General features: G+C 65.7%; 19 protein-coding genes. 6 read left to right on the top strand and 13 right to left on the bottom strand.

Annotated elements, in window-relative coordinates; genetic code table 11:
• Window positions 1–86 precede the first annotated feature (86 nt).
• Window positions 87–2309, bottom strand: coding sequence for a VWA domain-containing protein (locus Q4543_RS09915; RefSeq protein ID WP_303437770.1), 2223 nt, complete (start codon window positions 2307–2309; stop codon window positions 87–89).
• A gap of 223 nt (window positions 2310–2532) precedes the next feature.
• Window positions 2533–3375 carry a LysR family transcriptional regulator gene (locus tag Q4543_RS09910; protein ID WP_303437768.1) on the bottom strand — a complete coding sequence of 281 codons (843 nt, stop codon included), beginning with the start codon at window positions 3373–3375 and terminating at the stop codon, window positions 2533–2535.
• Window positions 3376–3468: 93 nt separating this feature from the next.
• Between Q4543_RS09910 and Q4543_RS09905 the strand changes: the two genes are divergently transcribed.
• From Q4543_RS09905 to Q4543_RS09890, 4 genes are read left to right on the top strand one after another with little or no spacing between them, the layout of a single operon-like run.
• On the top strand, window positions 3469–4770 hold the full coding sequence (locus tag Q4543_RS09905; RefSeq protein WP_303437765.1) for an aspartate aminotransferase family protein: 1302 nt from the start codon (window positions 3469–3471) through the stop codon (window positions 4768–4770).
• 51 nt (window positions 4771–4821) lie between these two features.
• On the top strand, window positions 4822–6270 hold the full coding sequence (locus Q4543_RS09900; protein ID WP_303437763.1) for an aldehyde dehydrogenase: 1449 nt from the start codon (window positions 4822–4824) through the stop codon (window positions 6268–6270).
• On the top strand, window positions 6267–6779 hold the full coding sequence (locus tag Q4543_RS09895; RefSeq protein ID WP_303437761.1) for a hypothetical protein: 513 nt from the start codon (window positions 6267–6269) through the stop codon (window positions 6777–6779). The genes Q4543_RS09900 and Q4543_RS09895 overlap by 4 nt, the downstream gene beginning before the upstream one ends.
• Before the next feature lie 53 nt (window positions 6780–6832).
• Complete coding sequence (locus tag Q4543_RS09890) at window positions 6833–7027, top strand: hypothetical protein (protein WP_216002608.1); 195 nt, start codon at window positions 6833–6835, stop codon at window positions 7025–7027.
• Between the two features lie 87 nt (window positions 7028–7114).
• Here the strand turns inward: Q4543_RS09890 and Q4543_RS09885 are convergent, their stop codons facing one another.
• The 7 genes from Q4543_RS09885 to edd all read right to left on the bottom strand — a co-directional run bounded on the left by Q4543_RS09885 (window position 7115) and on the right by edd (window position 15430).
• Complete coding sequence (locus Q4543_RS09885) at window positions 7115–8539, bottom strand: gamma-aminobutyraldehyde dehydrogenase (RefSeq protein WP_303437757.1); 1425 nt, start codon at window positions 8537–8539, stop codon at window positions 7115–7117.
• Between the two features lie 16 nt (window positions 8540–8555).
• Complete coding sequence (locus tag Q4543_RS09880) at window positions 8556–9362, bottom strand: ABC transporter permease (protein ID WP_216002610.1); 807 nt, start codon at window positions 9360–9362, stop codon at window positions 8556–8558.
• Window positions 9352–10254 (bottom strand): ABC transporter permease, encoded by a 903-nt coding sequence (locus tag Q4543_RS09875; protein WP_303437755.1) that lies wholly within the window; start codon window positions 10252–10254, stop codon window positions 9352–9354. The genes Q4543_RS09880 and Q4543_RS09875 overlap by 11 nt, the downstream gene beginning before the upstream one ends.
• Window positions 10251–11231 carry an ABC transporter ATP-binding protein gene (locus Q4543_RS09870; RefSeq protein ID WP_303437753.1) on the bottom strand — a complete coding sequence of 327 codons (981 nt, stop codon included), beginning with the start codon at window positions 11229–11231 and terminating at the stop codon, window positions 10251–10253. Before Q4543_RS09870 ends, Q4543_RS09875 begins: the two co-directional genes overlap by 4 nt.
• Window positions 11232–11279: 48 nt before the next feature.
• Window positions 11280–12434, bottom strand: coding sequence for an ABC transporter substrate-binding protein (locus Q4543_RS09865; RefSeq protein ID WP_303437750.1), 1155 nt, complete (start codon window positions 12432–12434; stop codon window positions 11280–11282).
• Window positions 12435–12664: 230 nt separating this feature from the next.
• A complete protein-coding gene (locus Q4543_RS09860) occupies window positions 12665–13573 on the bottom strand; it encodes a LysR family transcriptional regulator (RefSeq protein ID WP_216002614.1) in 909 nt (302 codons plus the stop codon).
• Window positions 13574–13624: 51 nt separating this feature from the next.
• Window positions 13625–15430: a phosphogluconate dehydratase gene (gene edd, locus Q4543_RS09855; protein ID WP_303437747.1), complete on the bottom strand. Its 1806-nt coding sequence runs from the start codon at window positions 15428–15430 to the stop codon at window positions 13625–13627.
• A 181-nt stretch (window positions 15431–15611) separates the two neighbouring features.
• Between edd and Q4543_RS09850 the strand changes: the two genes are divergently transcribed.
• Both Q4543_RS09850 and Q4543_RS09845 read left to right on the top strand, forming a co-directional pair.
• A complete protein-coding gene (locus tag Q4543_RS09850) occupies window positions 15612–16805 on the top strand; it encodes an RSP_2647 family RNA methyltransferase (RefSeq protein ID WP_303437744.1) in 1194 nt (397 codons plus the stop codon).
• Entirely contained in the window at window positions 16802–17344 is a 543-nt protein-coding gene (locus Q4543_RS09845; protein WP_216002617.1) for an RSP_2648 family PIN domain-containing protein, read from the top strand. Before Q4543_RS09850 ends, Q4543_RS09845 begins: the two co-directional genes overlap by 4 nt.
• Window positions 17345–17392: 48 nt before the next feature.
• On the opposite strand, the gene Q4543_RS09840 is transcribed toward Q4543_RS09845, so the two are convergent.
• The 4 genes from Q4543_RS09840 to Q4543_RS09825 all read right to left on the bottom strand — a co-directional run bounded on the left by Q4543_RS09840 (window position 17393) and on the right by Q4543_RS09825 (window position 21355).
• Entirely contained in the window at window positions 17393–18388 is a 996-nt protein-coding gene (locus tag Q4543_RS09840; protein WP_303437742.1) for a YafY family protein, read from the bottom strand.
• A gap of 404 nt (window positions 18389–18792) precedes the next feature.
• On the bottom strand, window positions 18793–19029 hold the full coding sequence (locus Q4543_RS09835; RefSeq protein WP_303437740.1) for a DUF2842 domain-containing protein: 237 nt from the start codon (window positions 19027–19029) through the stop codon (window positions 18793–18795).
• Between the two features lie 13 nt (window positions 19030–19042).
• On the bottom strand, window positions 19043–20338 hold the full coding sequence (locus Q4543_RS09830; RefSeq protein ID WP_216002620.1) for an adenylosuccinate synthase: 1296 nt from the start codon (window positions 20336–20338) through the stop codon (window positions 19043–19045).
• 81 nt (window positions 20339–20419) lie between these two features.
• Complete coding sequence (locus Q4543_RS09825; RefSeq protein WP_303437737.1) at window positions 20420–21355, bottom strand: AEC family transporter; 936 nt, start codon at window positions 21353–21355, stop codon at window positions 20420–20422.
• Window positions 21356–21414 lie beyond the last annotated feature (59 nt).

The raw sequence follows: 21414 nt of genomic DNA, 5'->3' as shown, positions 1-21414 counted from the left end.
TGTGCTGTACCCGGCCGGGACCGGCGCTCGTTCCTGCGGAACATCGCCCCGCCCACCGTCCCGCTGCACATCGGGCGGGGCTTTGATCAGAACAGCTCGATGTCGGCGAGCAGGGCATCGGTCGAGGTGATGCCCTCGAGCACGATCGAGCCGTCGTACAGTCCGATGGTCAGGCTGTCGCCGTCTGTCGAGGTCATCGCCGCAAGCGAGGCCTCATCCAGTGTGCCGCCTGTCCAGCTCGATGCCCTGATTCGCAGCAGGTCGGTGCCGAGCTCGAAATCCGTGATGACGTCTACGGCTTCCAGCCTGTCGAAGAAGAAAACGTCGGCCCCAGCGCCGCCGGTCAGGGTGTCTCTGCCGTAGCCGCCCTGCAGCGTATCATCGCCCGTGCCGCCGAGCAGGGTGTCGTATTGATCGCCGCCCTGAAGCAGATCATCGCCGTCACCGCCTTCGAGGGTGTCGTTCCAGTCGCCGCCAAACAGGTGGTTGTCGAAGGCGTTGCCGATCAGGTGGTCATCAAATCCCGAGCCGATCAAGATCTCGACAGAGGCGTAGCTGTCACCGCTTGCGCCCCCCGCGTTCATCGACGGATCTTGCAGGCTCGCCCGCACGCCAAGGTGCATGGCGCCTGTCGAGACCGCCACCCCGGCGTAGGATACGGCATCGGCCCCATCGCCGCCGAAGAAGCTGTCGGCGCCCGTGCCGCCGATCAGCACGTCGTTGCCATCGCCGCCGTATAGCATGTCATCGCCGTTGCCGCCGCGCAGCAGATCGGCACCCTCGTTGCCGCGCAGGGTGTCGTTCTGTCGCCCGCCGAAGATCAGATCGTCGCCGATTCCACCACGCAGAAGGTCTGCGCCGAATTCGCCGTAAAGGACATCGGCATCGCGATTGCCCGCAAGCTGGTCGTTGCCATCGCCGCCGCTGATCGTATCGCTGCCCGCGCCGCCATAGGCCGTATCGTCGCCCTCGTTCGCCGCGATCAGGTCGGCGCCGCCGCCGCCAAGCAGGGAATCGTCGCCGCCCCAGCCGCGGATGTCATCGTTGCCGTCGCCGCCATAGGCCGTGTCATTGCCCTGATTGCCAGAGAGTAGATCGTCGCCGCGCCCCCCAAGGACGGTGTCGTCGCCGATGCCGCCGCGCACGGTATCGTTGCCGTCGTTGCCCCGCAGCAGATCGTTGTCGCGATGCCCGTCGATTAGATCGTCGCCAGGCCCGCCCGAGGCGGTGTCGCCGCCCGCGCCTGCCTCGATGGTGTCGTTGCCAGTGCCGCCCCAGATGCGATCGTTGTCTTGCCCGGAAATCAGCAGATCGTCGCCATCACGGCCAAGCAGGGTGTCGTTGCCCTCGCGGCCATCAATGGTGTCGTTGCCGCCCAGACCATCCAGCAGGTTCGGCCGCGCCGTGCCGGTCAGAAAATCATCGGCATCGCTCGCCGAAACGATCGCGGTCAGCAGAACATCGACCAGATCGCTGGCGTTGGCGGCGGTCAGCGCTTCGCCGCCCGTGGCGTTGGCGATGCGCGCGAAATCATCGAGTGCCGCACGGCTACCGCCAAGAGTAATGGTGCTGATCTGTACGCGTAGGGGCGTATTCGATTCTCCGGTCAGCGCCGGAACATCGGCGGCCAATGCATAGACCGCGTCTTCCAGCGATTCGTCTTTGGCGCTGGCGTCACCGAAGATAAAGATGCGCGACGCGGTTGCGTCGGGCCGCCAGTCACCGGCGCTTCCATCAAGCGCCAGTTGAAGCCCCTTGAAGGTCAGTTCGGGAAAATCGCCGCCGCCGTTGGCGCGCAGGGAATTGATGGCGGCGATGGCCGCAATCTTGCGGTCTTCGGGATCTGCGTCGTCAGTGAACTCCAGAACCACGTTGGTGCCGGGATCGTTGAAGCCCACGATGGCGATGCGGCTGTCGTAGAGCCCATTCTCAGGAGCGAAGATGGCATCGAGCAGATTGAGCGCACTCGACTTCACCGCGGCAATATCATCGTACATGCTGCCAGTGGTGTCGACCACGATGGCAATGTCCTGCCCGCTGCGAAGCCCGACCTGCATGTCGGTGAATTCGGCATATTCGACCGAGGTCAGCAGATCGGTGCCGTCGCGATTCGCGACGCTGTCGGTGATGCGAACCGCGCCGGTGTCGAGGAATTCGACGGTATAGTCGGCGAAATTGCCGCGGTAGACCGAGATATCCTCTTGCGGGCGTCCGTCGATGGTGTCGTCACCGCCAAGCCCGGTGAGGCGGTCGGTGCCGTCGATGCCATTCAGGGTTTCAGAGGCGTCGGTGCCGATAAAATCGGGCATTGGATTTCCTTTCTAAAGTCGTGTCGCCATCGGGAATAAATTGTTTTTTGGGTCGACAAACCTGCCTGCACGACATGCGCCAGACCGGTCATTGGTGCGGGCTTTGGGCTTGTGCGGCAGTCCCCGATCTGCGCAATCCTTGGTTGCAGGTTGCGGAAAACCATAATCGGTTCAATCCTCTTTGGGAGAAATCTTGGCGAAGGCGGATCGCCGCCGCCGGGCCTCAGTTGCTGCGCAGCGCCGCCGCGACGAAATCGCCAAAGGCCCGGACCACCGGCGTGGGCCGGGGCGAGGCGCAGGTCAAAGTCATGCCGATGCGTGGCAGCGGCGGCAGGCCGTCGCTCAGCACGCACAGATCGGCAGGCACTGCCGCGCCGGTGACCACGCTGATCGCAAGGCCGGAGCGCGCAATGGCCAGCAGGCCGGCCAGACCGTTGCTGGCATGGGTGACGCGATAGGCCCGGCCCGCCGCATCAAGCACCGCGCGCGCCATGCGGTGATCCACCGTTTCGGGACCGGCCAGCGCCAGCGGCAGCGGCTGTGCCTCCAGCAGCGCCGGCGCGCCAATCCAGACCAGCGGCTCGTGGCGCAGGATGTCCACGCCTGTGGTCGCGCCCGGCACTGATATCAGCGCAAGGTCGATGCGGCGGCGCGCCAGCATCGGGCGCAGCTCGACCGTGGGGGCGCAGACGATCTCGATCTCGACATCGGGGTGATCTTGGCCGTAGCGGCGCAGCAGCGCGGGGAAAAAGGCGGTCAGGTAATCCTCGGGGCAGCCGAAGGACAGCGCCCCGCGCAGCCCGCGCGGGCGCATCAGCGCCAGCGTCTCGTCATGGGCGGCAAGGATGCGCTCGGCCCCGCCGATCAGCCGCTCGCCCGCCACGGTCAGCGTTACCCCCGACCCGGTGCGATGCAGCAAAGGCGCACCGGCGATGTCTTCGAGCTTTTTCATCTGAAGGCTCAGCGCCGATTGCGTGCGCCCCACGCGGTCTGCCGCCGCCCGGATCGACCCGGCCCGCGCCACGGCGACGAAACTTTTCAACAGCGCGATATCCAGCGTTGCCATATCAGAAATCCTCAAGTCCGGGCTTTGAAGTATGAATTATCCTTATTGCGCAGCAAGGCATAGACTTCGCTCAAACGCCAGCAGGAGGCAGACATGACCAAAGCCGACAGAACCATTACCGAAGACACGCTAGCCCATGTGATGCGCTATGGACCGGTGTTCGAGAGCAAGGTGATCGCCTCTGCCGAGGGCGCCTTCGTGGTGGCCGAAGACGGCACGCGCATCCTCGATTTCACCTCGGGCCAGATGAGCGCGGTGCTGGGCCATTCCCACCCTGATATCGTCGCCTGTGTGCGCGATCAGGTGGGGCGTCTGGATCATCTGTTTTCGGGGATGCTGTCGCGCCCGGTGATCGATCTGTGCACGCGACTGGGCAGCATGGTTCCGGGGTTGGAGAAGGTGATGCTGCTGTCGACGGGCGGTGAATCCAACGAGGCCGCGATCCGGCTGGCCAAGGTGGTGACCGGCAAACACGAGATCGTCGCTTTTTCGCGCAGCTGGCATGGCATGACCGGGGCCGCCGCCGGGGCGACCTACAGCGCCGCGCGGCAAGGTGCCGGGCCGGCGAGCGTTGGCAATTTCGCCATTCCCGCGCCGCATGCCTATCACCCGCGCTTTACCCATGCGGATGGCACGCTCGACTGGCAGAGCGAACTTGACGACGGCTTCGCCATGGTCGATGCGCAATCGACCGGCAGCCTTGCGGCCTTCATCGCCGAGCCGATCCTGTCGTCCGGTGGCATCATCGAGCTTCCGCTGGGCTATCTCGCCGCGCTCAAGCGCAAATGCGAGGAACGCGGCATGTTGCTGATCCTTGATGAGGCGCAGACCGGCATGGCGCGCACCGGCGATATGTTCGCTTTTCAACGCGATGGCGTGGTGCCCGATATCCTGACGCTGTCGAAAACGCTGGGGGCGGGGCTGCCGCTGGCCGCCGTGCTGACCAGCACCGCGCTGGAGCAGGCGGCGCATGACAAGGGCTATATCTTCCTCACCACCCATGTGAACGATCCGCTGCCTGCCGCCGTGGGGTGTACGGTGCTCGATGTGATCGAACGGGACGGGCTGGCGGCGCGCGCCACGGTTGCGGGCGCCCGGCTTCGCGACGGGCTGTTGTCGCTGCAGCAGCGATTCGACTGCATCGGCGATGTGCGCGGCCGCGGGCTTTTGCTGGGGCTCGAAATCGTCACCGACCGGGCCAGCCGCGTGCCGGATTTGGACATGGGCGATCGTATCGCCGCCGAGGCGATGGCGCGCGGGCTTAGCATGAACATCGTCAAACTTCCCGCCATGGGCGCGGTGTTCCGCATCGCGCCGCCCCTGACCGCGACCGACGCCGAGATCGACCTTGGGCTGAAGATCATGGCCGAGGCAATTTCCGCAGCCGGGGGCTAGGATCGCTCGAAGGGCGGCGCTAGGGTCCGGCGCAACAGAAGGAGCGCCGCCATGAGTTTCGATATTCCCCTGCCGTCCGGTCACTACATCGGGGGGCGCCACGTTTCAGGCAACGAGGCGATCGAGGTCACCTCGCCGTCGACCGGGGCGGCACTTGGGGCGATCCCGCTGGCCGATGCCTCGGTGGTCGATGAGGCCGTCAGCGCGGCGCGCACGGCGCTGACCTCCTCGGGCTGGGCAGGGCTTGCGCCGCGGGCGCGGGTGCGCGCCATGCACGCCTGGGCCGACCTGATCGAAGCTGAAGCCGAGACCATCGCCCGGATGGAGGCGGTCTGTTCGTCGCGCCCACAAGCCGAAGCGCGCGTCGGCGATGTGATGACCAGCGCCGAGCAGATCCGCTTTTTCGCCGAATTCGCCGACAAGGAGGCAGGCACACTGGTGCCAACCTCGGACGCCGCTTTCGGGTTTATCGACGATGCGCCCTATGGGGTGATCGGGGCGATCACGCCTTGGAATTTCCCGCTGAACATGGCGGCGTGGAAGCTGGGCGCGGCGCTGGCGGCAGGCAATGCGGTGGTGATCAAACCATCGGAAATGACGCCTTGGACAACGTTGTATGTGGCAGAACTGTCGGTGCAGGCGGGTTTGCCCGAAGGGTTGATCAACGTGGTGATGGGCGACGGGCCAGTGACCGGCGCGGCGATCACCGGGCATCCGGGCATCGACAAGGTCAGCTTTACCGGCTCGACCCGCGCCGGGGCGGCAATCATGGAAAACATCGCAAAAACAGGCATCAAGCCGATGACGCTCGAGCTTGGTGGCAAGAGCCCGCAGGTGGTGTTCGCTGATTGCGATCTCGATCACACCGCCGATTGCCTTGTGCGCGGCATCCTGCCCAATGCCGGGCAGTTCTGCGTCGCCGGCTCGCGCATTCTTGTCGAGGACAGCATCGCCGATGCGCTGGCGGCCAAGCTGCTGGAGCGTTTCGCGGCGGTGGTGCCCACCGATACGCTTGCCGACACGGCGGGGTTCTCGCCGATCATCTCGGGCAAGCAGCTGCGCCGCATCGACGGCATCGTGCAGGCGGCTGTGGCGCAGGGGGCCGAACTGCTCTGCGGTGGCAGCGCGTTCGACCGCGAGGGCTCTTTCTATCGCCCGACGCTGATTTCCGAGGTCACCGAAGCCAATCCCGCCGTCACCGAGGAAATCTTTGGGCCGGTTGCCACATTCCAAAGATTTTCCAGCGAAGACGAGGCGTTGCAGCTTGCTTCTCATCCAACGTACGGGCTGTGCGCGGGGCTGTTTACCCGCGATCTCAGCCGGGCGCTGCGGATCACCCGCAAGCTGGAGGCGGGCACCGTCTGGGTCAATCGATATGGGCGTACCCGCGATCACATCCTGCCGACGGGCGGTTGGAAAGCCTCGGGGCTTGGCAAGGATCTGGGCCGCGAGGCCTATCACGGCAACCGCCGCACCAAATCGGTGCTGATCGACCTGTGAGCGCCGAACGCACGCTTGTCACCGCGCTTCTGAGCCATGCCGCGCAGGACGGCATGGGCGAAGCCGTGCCATGGCCCGAGATCGAGGCCGCCATCGGCGCGCTTGCCCATGACCCGATGGCGCCGCGGGCGCTGCGGCAGGCACTGCGCGCGCTCAACGACGCTGAAACGGCGGAGACCCTGCATGACTGGCTGCTAAGCGAGGTCGCCACCCGCGAGGCCGCAGCCCGCGCTGCCGCCCGCCCGGCGGAAAAGATCGTTGCGCCGATCCAGTCGATCAGCCTTGGCGCCTGCGTCACGGGGGCGGCGCTGGCGCTGGCGGGTACGGTGGGCGTGGTGCCGGCCGGGATCATGTGCACGGCGGCGCTGTGCTCGGGGGTGGCGGCAAGCTTGTCGCGGATGCGCCTGTCGCGCGCCGAGGATAGCGCCCGCGCCGATGCCGAGGCGATCCGCCGCCTTGCGGCGATTTGTGCCGCAGAGAAGGGAACTCATGCCCCCGAGCGGCGTTGATCTGGTAATCCGGTGTGCGGGATGCTATATATAGCTCAACAAGGAGGACCTGAATGACCTCATTCGAAATCGCCCTGAGCGTCGGATCGGTGGCTGCGGCCGCACTGTCCATCGGTTACATGGCCCATCTGCTGCGCGCAAGCGTCCAGCCGGTGCGCGTGTCCAAGGACCGTCTGGATCGGTTTGTGCAGAACGCACCCTATCATCGTCTCGACAAACGCCTTACAGGGCGCGGCCTGCCGAAGTAACGGCATCCGCTTTGCAAACGAAATGGCCCGCCAGTCTGGCGGGCCTTTGTTGTGTCTGAAGGCTGTGTCGTGTTCAAAGACGGGGCCTCAGTGGGCGATCATCACATGGCGCGGCACACTGTAATCTTCCAGCGCGTACATCGACATGTCCTTGCCATAGCCCGATTGTTTCAGCCCGCCATGCGGCATCTCGTTGACCAGCATGAAATGCGTGTTCACCCATGTGCAGCCGTATTGCAGCGCCGCCGCCGTTTCCAGCGCCCGCCCGATGTTGCCGGTCCAAACCGAAGAGGCCAGCCCGTACTGGCTGTCATTGGCCCATTGCACCGCCTGTTCGGGCGCATCAAAGCGCGTGATCGACACCACTGGGCCGAACACTTCGCGCTGCACGATCTCGTCGGTTTGCAGCGCGCCCGCGATAACCGTGGGCTGGTAATAGAAGCCGCTTCCGGCCCCGGCGCTGCCGCCAGCGGTGACCTCGATATGGCTCAGATCGGTGGCGCGCTGTACGAAGCTGGCAACGCGGCCCTGCTGGCGCTGCGAGATCAGCGGCGGGATCTCGTTTTTCGAATCGTCCGCATCGTCGAACACGATGCTCGAGACCGCCGAGGACAGATCCGCCACCAGCTTTTCATAAATCCCCGAGGCAGCATAGATCCGGCAGGCGGCGGTGCAATCCTGCCCGGCGTTGTAATAGCCAAAGGTGCGGATGCCCTCGACCACGCGGGCCAGATCGGCGTCGTCGAACACGATGACGGGGGCCTTGCCGCCCAGTTCCAGATGGGTGCGCTTGACGGTTTTCGATGCCGCCTGCAGCACCTTCTTGCCGGTCGCCACATCGCCGGTGATCGACACCATGTCGATATCGGGGTGGTTGATCAGCGTGTTGCCGACGCTGCCGCCCTGTCCGGTGATGACATTGACCACGCCGGTGGGCAGGATGCCCGCCAGCACCTCGGCCATCAGCAGCGCAGTGAGCGGGGTTTGCTCTGATGGCTTCATCACCACGGTGTTGCCACCCGCCAGCGCCGGGGCCAGTTTCCACGCCATCATCATCAGCGGGTAGTTCCACGGCGCGATCGACGCCACCACGCCGATCGGATCGCGCCGGATCATCGAGGTATGGCCGGGCATGTATTCCCCCGCCACCGGCCCGGTCATGTTGCGCACCGCCCCGGCGAAGAAACGGAAGACATCGGCCACGGCGGGCAATTCATCGCCAAGCGCCGCGTGGTAGGGCTTGCCGGTGTTGAGCGCCTCCAGCTTCGCAAGCTGTTCGGCTCTGGCATCCACCGCATCGGCGATGGCCAGCAGCTTGGCGGATCGCTCGGCGGGCGAAGTCCGCGCCCAGCCCGGAAACGCGGCGCGCGCGGCGGCGACGGCGCGCATCACCTGCGATTCATCTGCCTCGGGCACCTGCACGAGCAATTCCCCGGTGCGCGGGTTGAGCACCTGTTCCGGTGCGCCAAGCCCGTTTTCCTGCGCGCCTGCGATCAGCAGTTTGGTCAGCATTGTTCTGGCTCCCTGTTTATTTTCCGTGACCCGCAACCGTATCGGTGCCGCGGGTCAACAACCACGCGCCAAGGATCGGCGGCAGCGTCACGACAAAGACCACCATGGCGACCACGTTGGTGACGGGGCGTTCGCGCGGGCGGACAAGTTCTTCGAGCATCCAGATCGGCAATGTCTGCTGCTGGCCTGCGGTAAAGGTGGTCACGATCACCTCGTCAAAGCTGAGCGCAAAGGCCAGCATGCCGCCCACCACCAGCGCCGTGGCGATGTTGGGCAGGATGACAAAGCGCAGCGTCTGGAACAGGTCGGCGCCAAGATCCATCGACGCCTCGGTCAGGCTGCCGTGCATGCGGCGAAACCGCGCCACGGCGTTGTTATACACGATGACCACGCAGAACGTGGCGTGGCCCAGAACGATGGTCCATGTGCTGAAGGGGATGTCGGCAAGGCTGAAGGCGGATCGCAGCGCGATGCCGGTGACGACGCCGGGCAGGGCGATGGGCAGGATCACCAGCAGGGAGATCGTCTCGCGCCCGAAGAACCGCGTGCGCGCCACCGCCGCCGCGCAGAGGCTTCCCAGCAGCATGGCGAGCAGCGTGCTGATGGCGGCGACCTTCAGCGACAGCCCCAGCGCCGCCCAGACATCGGCGCGCCCCCATGTCACCGCGAACCATTTCAGCGTCAGGCCGGGGGGCGGCCAGGCAAAGCTCTTTTCCTCGCTGGTAAAGGCATAGACGAAGATCAGCAGGATCGGCAGGTGCAGGAAGGCCAGCCCAAGCCCGGCGGCCAGTTTCAGCGAGCGGGGAGCGGATTCAGAGCGCATCGAAGGCTCCCATGCGTTTGGCCAATGTCAGGTAGATCCCCATGATGACGATGGGCACCACCGCAAAGGCCGCCGCCAGCGGGATGTTCCCCGCAACCCCCTGAAACTGATAGACGGCCTGACCGATGAACAGCCGCGAATTGCCGATGATCTGCGGGATGATGTAATCGCCCAGCGTCAGCGAGAAGGTGAATATCGACCCGGCCACCACCCCCGGCAGCGCCAGCGGCAGCAGCACATGGGCAAAGGTCTGCGCCGGATGCGCGCCCAGATCGCCCGATGCGTCAAGCATCGAGGTCGGCACCCGCTCCAGCGCCGCCTGCATCGGCAGCACCATGTAGGGCAGCCAGACATAGACAAAGACAAGAAAGGTGCCGGTCGGGCTGACCGACAGCGAATTGCCGCCCACCACCGGCAGGGCAAGAAACCCGTCCAGCAGCCAGCCAAGATGCAGCCCCGAAAAGATCCACGTCAGGATGCCTTCCTTGGCAAGGATCAGCTTCCACGCATAGACCTTGACCAGATAGCTCGACCACAGCGGCATCATGATGCCGAGGTAGAACAGCGCCCGCCACGGGCCTTTTGCATAGCGCGCGGCGTAAAGCGCGATGGGAAAGGCGATGATCGCCGCCGCCAGCGTGACGCAGGCGGCCATCACCGCGGTGCGGATCATGATGTCGATATTGGCGGGGCGCAGCAGCTCGGCATAGGTGGCCAGCGTCAGCTCGCGCGTGACCATGCCGCTGAAATGATCGATGGAGAAAAAGCTCTGCAGCAGCAGCGCCACCAGCGAGCCGACGTAGATGATGCCAAGCCACAGCAGTGGCGGGCCCAGCAGCAGCGCCAACAGCAGGCGCGGGTGGCGCCACAGCCTGTCGGACAGCGCGCTCATGCGCTCCTCATCACGTGCAATGCGCCCGGCGCCCAGCCAAGCGCGACGGTCTCGCCCTGAGCGGGCAGCGGCTGATGCTGCGGCACCAGCGCGGTGAGGCGCGTGCCCCCGGTTTCAAGCGTGACTCGGGTCGATTGCCCAAGAAAGCTGATCCCGGTGACGTTGCCCTGCAGCGGGCCCGCGCCAAGCTGAAGATGTTCGGGGCGCAGCGCGGCGGGGTGGGCCTCGCCGGTGAAGGGGTGCGCCATTTCGGCGGGCAGCACGTTGCTCGAGCCGACAAAATCCGCTACAAACGGGGTTTTAGGGCGGAAATACACGTCTTCGGGGGTGCCAAGCTGCATGATGCGCCCGTCGTTGAACACCGCGACGCGATCGGCCATCGACAGCGCCTCGCCCTGATCATGGGTGACAAAGACAAAGGTGATGCCCAGCTCGCGTTGCAGGCTTTTCAGCTCGTCCTGCATCTGCTCGCGCAGCTTCAGATCCAGCGCGCCCAGCGGCTCGTCCAGCAGCAGCACTTGGGGTTTCATCACCAGCGCCCTCGCCAGCGCGACCCGCTGCCGCTGCCCGCCGGACAACTCGGACGGCTTGCGCGCGCCGTAACCGCCAAGGCGCACCATTTCCAGCGCCGCCTCGGCCTGCGCGTGGCGGGCGCGCCGCGACAGCCCCTTGATCATCAGCCCATAGGCGACATTGTCCAGCACGTTCAGATGCGGAAACAGCGCGTAATCCTGAAACACCGTGTTGACCGCGCGCTTGTAGGGCGGCAGCGCCCCGACGTCTTCGCCGAAGATGCGGATGCTGCCCGAGGTCGGGCGTTCAAACCCGGCGATCAGGCGCAAGGAGGTGGTCTTGCCCGACCCCGAAGGCCCGAGCATGGCAAAGAATTCACCTTCGGGGATGGCAAGGTCCACCCGGTCCACGGCCCGCACCGCGCCGTAATGGCGCGAGACCGATGCAAACGACACCGCTGACATGGCTGTTCCCTGTGCAAGGCCCCCGCGCGTGGCACGGGGGCAAGGGGCTTAGCGCCCGCCGATCACGCCGATATAATCCGACACCCAGCGGTAATAGGGCACGCATTCCTCTTGCGAGGCGCAGGCCGCGACCGGGGTTTTCCAGAACTTGATGCGTTCGAATTCAGGCAGGCCGTTGGCGTCGCAGCCTTCTTGCGTCTGCATTCCCGAGCCATCCGAACAGGCCGAGGGCACCGAGGGCACCGCGCCGAACCAGACCGACAGGTCCGATTGCAGGTTCGATGACAGCGTGTGTTCCATCCATTTATAGGCGCAGTTCGGGTGCTCGGCCTCGGCGTGCAGCATGGTGGTGTCGGCCCAGCCGGTCGCGCCCTCGGTCGGGATGACCGAGGCCACCGGCACGCCATCGGCCTGCAACAGGTTCACCTGAAACGGCCAAGACCCGGACGCCGCCATGCCTTCGTTCTTGAAATCGTCGATCTGGATGAACGCGTCGTGCCAGTAGCGCGACACCAGCGTGCGCTGGGTACGCAGCAGATCCAGCGCCGCGTCATATTGCGCCTGTGTCAGCTCGTAAGGATCTTTGATGCCCAGATCGGGCTGGTGGGTCATCAGGTAAAGCGCCGCATCGGCAATGTGGATCGGCCCGTCATAGGCCTGCACGCGGCCCTCGTTAGGCGCGCCATCGGGCAGGTCCATCGGCTCGAACACCACCGACCATGATGTTGGTGCCTCGGGGAAGACCTCGGTGTTGTACATCAGCACATTGGGCCCCCACATGTAGGGGGTGCCGTAATGGGTGCCATCGACGGTGTGCCATGGCGCGTCCTTGAGCCGGTCGTCGACCTTGCTCCACGATGGAATCAGGTCGGTGTTGATCGGCTGCACACGTTTGCCCGCGATCATCCGCAGCGACGCATCGCCCGAAGCCGTCACGAGGTCGAAGCCGCCCTCGTTCATCAGCGCGACCATTTCATCCGAGGTGTTGGCGGTCTTGACCGACACCATGCAGCCGGTCGCCTCTTCGAATTTGGTGACCCAGTCGAAGGCGGCGTCGGTTTCGCCGCGTTCGATGTAACCGGCCCATGCGACGATCGACAGGGCGCCTTCGCCTGTCCCGATCTCGCTCATCTGGGCCAGCGACGCGGTGGCGAGCGAGATCGCCGCCGTGGTGCCCATCAGAGTCCTGAGCAATCTGTTCATCTTCATACTCCCGCAGGGGCGGGCCGCAAGGTGCCAGCTTTGCCAAGGGGGCAAAGGGCAGGGGCGGCGTGGCCCGGAAATGGCGCTGTTGGTAAGGGCCATGCGGCCCGGGAGGCGGCGCCGCGCCTCTGGCGGGCGCGTGTCGCCGTCTCCTTAATCGCAGCATGTGCCGGTCTCGCTGCGTTCGCAAATTCAATCTTGCGAATGATGTATTCGGAAATTCCGATAGCTTAACTGCGCAGATGCGCGCCTTGCCCCAGACGCGCCAGCGAGATGAAATCCTGCACCGGCGGTGTCAGCGGCAGGCCGCGCCGCCAGACCATACCGACCTGCACGATGGGCAGCGAGCCCGACACGTCGCGCGCCTCGATCCGGTCGCCGTCGAGCGACCACGGGCGATAGACCAGATCGGGCAGCAGCGCCACGCCAGCGCCGGTGGCGACAAGGCTGCGCACCGCCTCGACCGATCTGGTGCGAAAGGCGATCTGCGGGCGGCGGCCAAAGGCGCTGAGCAGCTTGACCGCCTCGTCCTCCATCTCATCGACCGACAGCATGATCAGCGGTTCCTGCGCCACGTCATCAAGTCCGATGCCTTCGCGATCCAGAAGCGGATGTTCCAGCGGCAACCACAGCCGGAACGCCGACACATCAAGGATTTCCGATTGCAGCGCCATGCGGTCGCGCAGGTTGGAGATCACCATCACCGCCACGTCGAGCTCGCCGCCGATCAGCAGATGTTCAAGGTATTCGCCGCTGTCTTCCTGCGCCGACACCTGCACCGCCGGGTTCATCCGCCGGTAGCGCGCCAGCAAATCCGACATGACGTAGCCGGCCATCAGGCTTGTCACCCCGATGTTCAGCCTGCCGGTGGTGCCTTGTGTCGTTTCAAAGGCGCGGCGCGCGCCTTGTACTTCGGTCAGGATACGGGTGGCGTGGCGCAGGAACTGGTGGCCGCTCTGGGTGATGTCCAGCCCGCGCGCGTGGCGGTCGAACAGCGTGACGGCCAGATCCGCCTCGAGGTTCTTGAGCGATTCGGTGATCGCCGACTGCGACACAGACAACGCCCGCGCCGCGCCAATGACCGAGCCGCGCTCGGCAACCGCCACGAAATATTGCAATTGTCTGAGGGTAAACGACATTCCGGCTCTCCTTGCGGAGAAGCAGAGCCGGAAATCAGGGCTGGCGCAAGCTCAGACGACCACCGCCGCACCATTCGACGCAAGGCCGACGTTTTCGCGGAAGGCGGCGAACAATTCGCGCCCGACGCCATGGCCATTGCCAGTGAGGTCAACAACCACCGGGTCGCGGTCTTCAAAGCCTTCGGTCAGGCAGGACAGGGTGCCCGCGGTTGCATCGACGCGCACGATGTCACCATCGCGCAGTTTCGCCAGCGGGCCGCCGCTGGCTGCTTCGGGCGAGACATGGATGGCGCTTGGCACCTTGCCCGATGCGCCCGACATGCGTCCATCCGTCACCAGCGCCACCTTCAGTCCGCGATCCTGAAGCACCGCCAGCGTCGGGGTCAGCGAATGCAGCTCGGGCATGCCATTGGCCTTGGGGCCCTGAAAGCGCACGACGACGATGGTGTCGGTGGTGAATTCCCCGGCCTTGAACGCAGTTTTCACATCGTCCTGGTCGTGGAAGATGCGGCAGGGGGCCTCGACCACGTGGCGCTCGGGCGCGACGGCAGAGACCTTCATCATGCCATGGCCAAGGTTGCCGTGCATCTGGCTGAGCCCGCCGGTCTTCTGGAACGGGGCCGAGGCAGGGCGCAGGATCTTGTCGTTCTGCGTCTCGCGCGAGGCCGGTTCAAACGTCACCACGCCGTCTTTCAGCTTGGGTTCCTGCGTGTAAAGCGACAGCCCGTCGCCCGCCACGGTCTTGACGTCCTCGTGCACGAGGCCCGCATCCAGCAGCTCGGCAATCAGGTATTGCAGGCCACCGGCGGCGTGGAAATGGTTCACGTCGGCCAGCCCGTTGGGATAGACCTTGGCCATCAGCGGCACCACCGAGGAAATCGCATCGAAATCGTCGAGCGTGATCTCCAGCCCGGCGGCGCGGGCCATGGCGGGCAGGTGCAGCACAAGGTTGGTCGACCCGCCCGTGGCCATCAGCCCGACGATGCCGTTCACGAAGGCCTTGGCATCCAGAATATCGCAGACCGGGCGGTAATCATTGCCCAGCCGGGTGATCTCCAGCGCGCGCTTGGCGCCGGCCACGGTCAGCGCATCGCGCAGGGGGGTATTGGGGTTGACGAAGCTGGCGCCGGGCAGGTGCAGGCCCATGATCTCCATCAGCATCTGGTTGCTGTTGGCCGTGCCATAGAACGTGCAGGTGCCGGGGCCGTGATAGCTTTTCATCTCGGCTTCCATCAGCTTGTCGCGGCCGACCTCGCCGGTGGCGAATTGCTGACGCACCTTCGACTTTTCGTCATTGGGCAGGCCCGAGGTCATCGGCCCGGCGGGCAGGAAGATGCCGGGGATATAGCCAAAGGTCGCCGCACCGATCACGAGGCCGGGCACGATCTTGTCGCACACGCCAAGATAGACCGCCGCATCGAAGACGTTGTGCGACAGCGACACGCCGGTGGCCAGCGCGATCACATCGCGTGAAAACAGCGACAGTTCCATGCCGACCTGGCCTTGCGTGACCCCGTCGCACATGGCGGGTACGCCGCCCGCGACCTGCGCCGTGCTGCCCGCCGCGCGGGCGGCATCGCGGATGATCTGCGGAAAGCGCTCAAACGGCTGATGCGCCGACAGCATGTCGTTATAGGCGGTGACGATCCCGAGATTCGCCGACAGCCCTTCGGCCAGACGGCCTTGATCGTCGCCCATCGCCGCATAGGCATGGGCTTGGTTGCCGCAGGTCAGGTGGGCGCGGCGCGGGCCTTCCTCGGCGGCGCGGCGCATCCGGTCGAGATAGGTGGCGCGGCGGGTTTCAGACCGGGCCTCGATGGCGTCGGTGACCTTGGCAATCGTGCTGTCGAGCGGCATGAGTCCTCTCCTTGCTGGTCGGCCCTTCACGGGGGCACTGGCATGGGAAACGATCTATATCAGTTAGCGGTAACAGTAAAGATCTGCACAACGCCCGCTGGATGCGCAGCAAGGGCCTGCCGTTTTTGGCGTCGTGAAATCGCGCTTTCCCTTGATGGGGGCAGCGCGATATAGGGGCGGGATGAACACATCGCTCCCCACCGTGCGCTTGACGCCGAAAGCCAATGCCCGCGCCCTGCGCCGAGGCTTCCCTTGGGTCTATTCCAACGAGCTGGTGCTCGACCGGCGCACCAAGGGGCTTGCCCCCGGCACGGTTGCGCTGCTCGAGGATGCCGAGCGCACGCCGCTTGGCCTCGTCGGGGTCACCCCCGGATCGAAGATCGCCGGGCGGATGCTGGACCGCAACACCGAGGCGGTCATCGACCGCGCCTGGCTGACCGCCAAGCTGCAAAAAGCGCTGTCGCTGCGCGCCCGCCTGTATGATGCGCCGTTCTACCGGCTGGTCCATGCCGAGGCCGATGGCCTGCCGGGCGTGATCATCGACCGCTTCGGCGATGTTGCCGTGGTGCAGCCCAACGCCGCGTGGTCGGAATTGCTGCTGAACGATCTTGTCGCCGCGCTGGCCGAGGTCAGCGGCGTGACCACCATCCTCAAGAACGCCGGATCGCGGGGGCGTCAGCTCGAAGGGCTGGATGATGTGAACGCGGTGCTGCTGGGTGATGCGCCCGATGCGCCGCTGCCGGTAGAGATGAACGGGGCGACTTATCTCGCCGATCTGACCGGCGGGCAAAAGACCGGGCTGTTCTTTGACCAGCGCGCCAATCAGGCCTTTGCCGCCTCGCTGGCGCAGGGGCAGACGGTGCTGGACGTGTTCAGCCATGTCGGCGGCTTTGCGCTGGCGGCGCTGGCCAATGGCGCAACCCACGCGCTGGCGGTGGATGGTTCGGCCCCGGCGCTGGCGCTGGCCAGCGAGGGCGCAGCCCGCATGGGCGCGACTGATCGCTTCGAGACGCGGCAGGGCGATGCCTTTGACGCGCTGGCGGCGCTGAACGAGGAAAACGCCCGCTTCGGCCTTGTGGTTTGCGATCCGCCCGCCTTTGCGCCCGCAAAGCCGGCGCTCGAGGCCGGCCTGCGCGCTTATGAGCGGGTGGCCAAACTGGCCGCGCCGCTGGTCGAGGAAGACGGCTATCTGGTGCTGTGCTCGTGCAGCCATGCCGCCGATCTCAGCAGTTTTACGGGTGCCTGCCTGCGCGGCATCGGCCGCGCGGGTCGGCATGCGCAACTGCTGCACACCGGTTTTGCCGGGCCGGACCATCCGCTGATGCCGCAGTTGGCGGAATCGGGCTATCTCAAGGCGCTGGTCTTCCGCCTGTGAAGGTGCTGCTGGACACCTGCGTCATCTACCCCACGGTGATGCGCGAGGTGCTCCTTGGGGTTGCGGCGCAGGGCGTGTTCGAGCCGCTCTGGTCGGCGCGCATTCTCGAAGAATGGGCGCTGGCCGCGCGCAAGCTCGGCCCGCTGGGCGAGGTGCAGGCGCGCGGCGAGATCGCGCAGCTGCGCAGCGCATGGCCGCGCGCCGAGGTGCGCTACAAGCCCTCGCTGGAACAGCGGCTGTGGCTGCCCGACCCGTCGGATGTGCATGTGCTGGCGGCGGCGATCGACGGCAGCGCCGACATCATCGTCACCGAGAACGCCAAGGATTTCCCGCGCGGCGTTCTGGCAGAAGAGGGCGTGAGCCGCGTCGATGCCGATGGCTTCCTGCGCGGCTGCTATGAGGCCAGCCCCGAAGCGGTGCGCAGCGCCTGCGATGCGGTTCTGGCCGAAGCCCGGCGGCTGTCTGGCGAAGACTGGACGATGCGCGCCCTGCTGAAAAAGGCACGCCTGCCGCGTCTGGGCAAGGCGCTTGAGGCCTGAACCGCAGCAGGCGCGCCGCATCGAATCGCTTCACACAGCACATGGATGTTACGGCAATGTCGGGAAATCGCCCCGGCGATGGGCGGCGACCATGTCGCGCAGCGCGGGCGGGGATATGACCTCGACCTGATCGCCCCATTGATACAGGTGCCACGCCATCTCGACATGGCCGGAGGCAGCAAAGCGCACGGTCAGGGCGCCGCTGTCGTCTTCGCTCATGGTCTGATCGGGGTGAAAGATGAATTGCCGGGCCACCGGCGCGGCAGCAGCGGTGAACCGCCACTCGACCGGGCCGTATTCGGATTCGGAATGGTACGAGCCGAACGCCTGCGCCGAAAACCGCGCCAGATCAAAATCGGGGTCGCGAGAAAAGCCTTGCCCGGTGATCTTTGCCGAGGCGATGCGATCCAGCCGAAACCGCCGCATCTTGCCGTCCCCCGCCACGGGCCGCGCCACCAGATAGCGCCGGATGCCGAGCAGCAGGCCATGCGGTTCCAACAGGCGCTCGCTTGGGGTGCCATCTGCCGCAAGATAGGTGATCGCCAATGTGAACGGCGCGCGCAGCGCCTCGGTCAGCACCCCCAGCGTCTCGAGGCCGGGGCTGACGCGGGGGCCGGGGCGCGAGGCAAAGCCCTGCGCCTCGAGCAGCGCCTCGGCGTCGGCCTCGGTACGGCGGGCATGGCTGGGGGGCATGGCCGCCAGCAGCCGGTCGCGCAGGACCCGCAGGCGGCGGGCTTCGTCAGGGGCTCCGTCGCGCTCGGCGCGCTTGACCGCCATGTTAAGCGCGACCAGTTCGCTGTCGCCCATGCTTTGCGCCTGCAACCAGCGTGGATCGTGGCGGGGCATCTGCCAGCGACGGCGACGGGTCTCGTCTTCGGTGATCTCGACCTGCGGGAAGAGCGCCTCGAACGAGCGCATCATGCGCTGCGCGGTGCGGTGATCGCAGCCAAATTCCTCGGTCAGATCCTGAAGCGCGATGCCATTGAAACGCGACATCGCCAGTTCGGCAACGCGCAGCAAGTCTGCTGCCTTGGCATAAGACATTTGGGAAATCCCTTGAGATAATAATTGCTTGGGGTGCCATCACAGGGTGACATCCTGCGCCACGCTTCTCTGTCTTGGGCGATCTGTCAACAGAGCGTCGACCGGGAAACGGTCAATCTGACACAAATTGTGTCTATCGGCGCAGGAAGCGGGCTTTTGCGCCGCAGGTCTGCCGACCAGCCAGAGGCAGGACATGTCACGCCGCCGGTTGCCGCTGCGCATTGGAATGGATGTTTTGCAGTGGGCTGGGAGGAGATCCGGGGCAGCCCGGCCCGGTCGTTGCCGGATTGGCGCGGCTGTCGCACAGGGGTGCGGCAGCGCGGCGAGCCCCGGATCGCGAGGGGCGGCTGGCCGACGCGCTGACCTGAGCCGGGTTTCACCCTCAGGTCAGCACGCCGCGCCCCTCAGGGGCGATCGTCGTCGCTGGCAGCATCGGGGTCTTCGCGGCCGACCCCCTTGAAGATGACCTTGAAGGGGATCGCCCACAGAAAACCAAGGCCGACATAGACCAGCAGTTCGGCCCAGATCGGCGGGCGGTCGAACAGTGCCACGACCCGGATGGCCACCGCGATATACAGCGGCAGCCACACCACCAGCAGCAGGATCGACAGGCGCTTGCGGGTCTTGTGGCTAAGGGCCATCAGAACCGCGCCATCAGTCTTCGAACGGGTCGGTGACGAGGATGGTGTCGTCCCGCTCGGGCGAGGTGGACAGCAGCGCCACCGGGCAGCCGATCAGCTCTTCGATGCGGCGCACGTATTTCACCGCGGCGCCCGGCAGATCGTTCCACGAGCGCGCCCCTTCGGTGGATTCCGACCAGCCTTCCATCTCTTCGTAGATCGGCACGCAGCGGGACTGCTGTTCGGTGGCGATGGGCAGGTGATCGAGCACGGTGCCATCCATCTCGTAGCCGGTGCAGATGCGGATGGTCTCGAACCCGTCGAGCACGTCGAGCTTGGTCAGCGAGATGCCGTTGACGCCGCTGGTCGCGCAGGTCTGGCGCACCAGCACCGCGTCGAACCAGCCGCAGCGGCGCTTGCGCCCGGTGACGGTGCCGAATTCGCGTCCGCGGGTGCCAAGGCGGTTGCCGTCCTCGTCATCCAGTTCGGTCGGGAAGGGGCCTTCGCCGACGCGGGTGGTGTAGGCCTTGACGATGCCAAGCACGAAGTCGATGGCGGTCGGCCCGATGCCGGTGCCGGTGGCGGCTTGCCCCGCGATCACGTTCGACGAGGTGACAAACGGGTAGGTGCCAAAATCGATGTCCAGCAGCGCGCCCTGCGCACCTTCGAACAGGATGCGCTTGCCGGCGCGGCGCTTTTCATTGAGCACCTTCCAGACCGGGCCGGCGTATTGCAGCACCTCGGGGGCGATGGCCAGCAGCGACTCGATCAGCGCCTCGCGGTCGACCGGCTCCATGCCAAGGCCGCGGCGCAGGGCGTCGTGATGGGTCAGCGCCCGGTCGACGCGCGATTCCAGCGTGGCGCGGTCGGCAAGATCGGCAACCCGCACCGAGCGGCGCCCGACCTTGTCCTCATAGGCCGGGCCGATGCCACGACCGGTGGTGCCGATCTTCGATCCCTTGGCGGCGGCCTCTTCGCGGGCGCGGTCAAGCTCGCCGTGGATCGGCAGGATCAGCGGGGTGTTTTCCGCGACCATCAGCGTCTCGGGGGTGATCTCTACGCCCTGTTCGCGGATCGACGCGATTTCCTTGATCAGGTGCCAAGGGTCTAGCACCACGCCATTGCCGATCACCGACATTTTGCCACCGCGCACCACGCCCGAAGGCAGCGCGTTCAGCTTGAAGACCTTGCCGTCGATGACAAGCGTATGGCCCGCGTTGTGGCCCCCCTGAAAGCGGGCGATTACATCGGCCCGGCTCGACAGCCAGTCCACGATCTTGCCTTTGCCTTCGTCGCCCCATTGGGCGCCCACGACAACCACGTTCGCCATAACATCTTGTCCTTTCGGCGTGTCAAACGCGCTTCGTATAGCGAAGCGAGGGCGCGGGGGAAAGCCCGCGATTTTGGCGGCTCAGGGCAGCAGCTGAAGCCAGACCCAGCTGGTGACGATGCACAGCCCCGTCGCCATCAGAACCGAAGTCGCCGCAACCCGCTTTGCCCGCCCGTAGAGGTTGGCAAAGACATAGGCATTGACCCCGGGGGCTGCGGCGGCGGTGATGGTTGCCGAGCGCAGGCTGTCGCTCGACAGATCGAACGCATGGCCAAGGCCGAAGGCAATGGCCGGATGCACGCCAAGCGACAGCGCGCAGACGAACAGCACCGTCAGCATGTCGCCTTCGGGACGGTAGCGGAACAGCACGCCCCCCAGCGCGAACAGCGCCGAGGGCAGCGCGGTGCGGATCACCATGTCCAGCGCCTCGACCGCCGGGCCGGGCAGCGAGATGCCGCCAAGGTTGAACACCACGCCGATGGCAATGCCGATCACCAGCGCATTGCGGAACATGGCGCGGGCGATGGTCAGCGGCAGGCGGTGCAGCGCGGTGCCGCTGGATCTGGCGCGGGCGATCTCCATCGCGGTGATTCCCAGCGCGTAAAGCATCGGCGAGTGCAGCGCGATGATGGCATAATTGCCCGACAGCGCCTCGGGGCCATAGGCGCGCTCGGTGATCGGCAGGCCCAGCAGCAGCGAATTCGAGAACAGGCAGCAAAAGCCGATGACCACCGCGTCTTCCCAGTCGCGCCCGAAGAACAACCGCGCGCCTGCAACCCCGAGGGCAAAGCAGGTCAGCGCGCCGCTGTAGAACGAGATCAGCAGCAACGGTTCGAAATGCGCGCCAAGGTCAAGCTTCCAGATGGCGGTGAACAGCAGGCAGGGGATGGCGATGGTCTGGGAAAACCCCATCAGCCCATCGACGGCGCTGTCGGTCAGCAATCCGCGCCAACTGGCCAGATAGCCCGCGCCAATCACCAGAAAGACCGGGAGGATGATGTCAAAGAGGGCTTGCATGGGTCTCGTCCTGCGGAATGGACCCGCCCGGCGTAAAACGCCGCTGCCTCCGGCGGGAA

Source organism: Salipiger sp. 1_MG-2023 (genome assembly GCF_030547555.1).
Classification (GTDB): domain Bacteria; phylum Pseudomonadota; class Alphaproteobacteria; order Rhodobacterales; family Rhodobacteraceae; genus Salipiger.
Note: the sequence above shows the minus strand (reverse complement) of the source record. Positions and strands in the feature narration are given on the sequence as shown.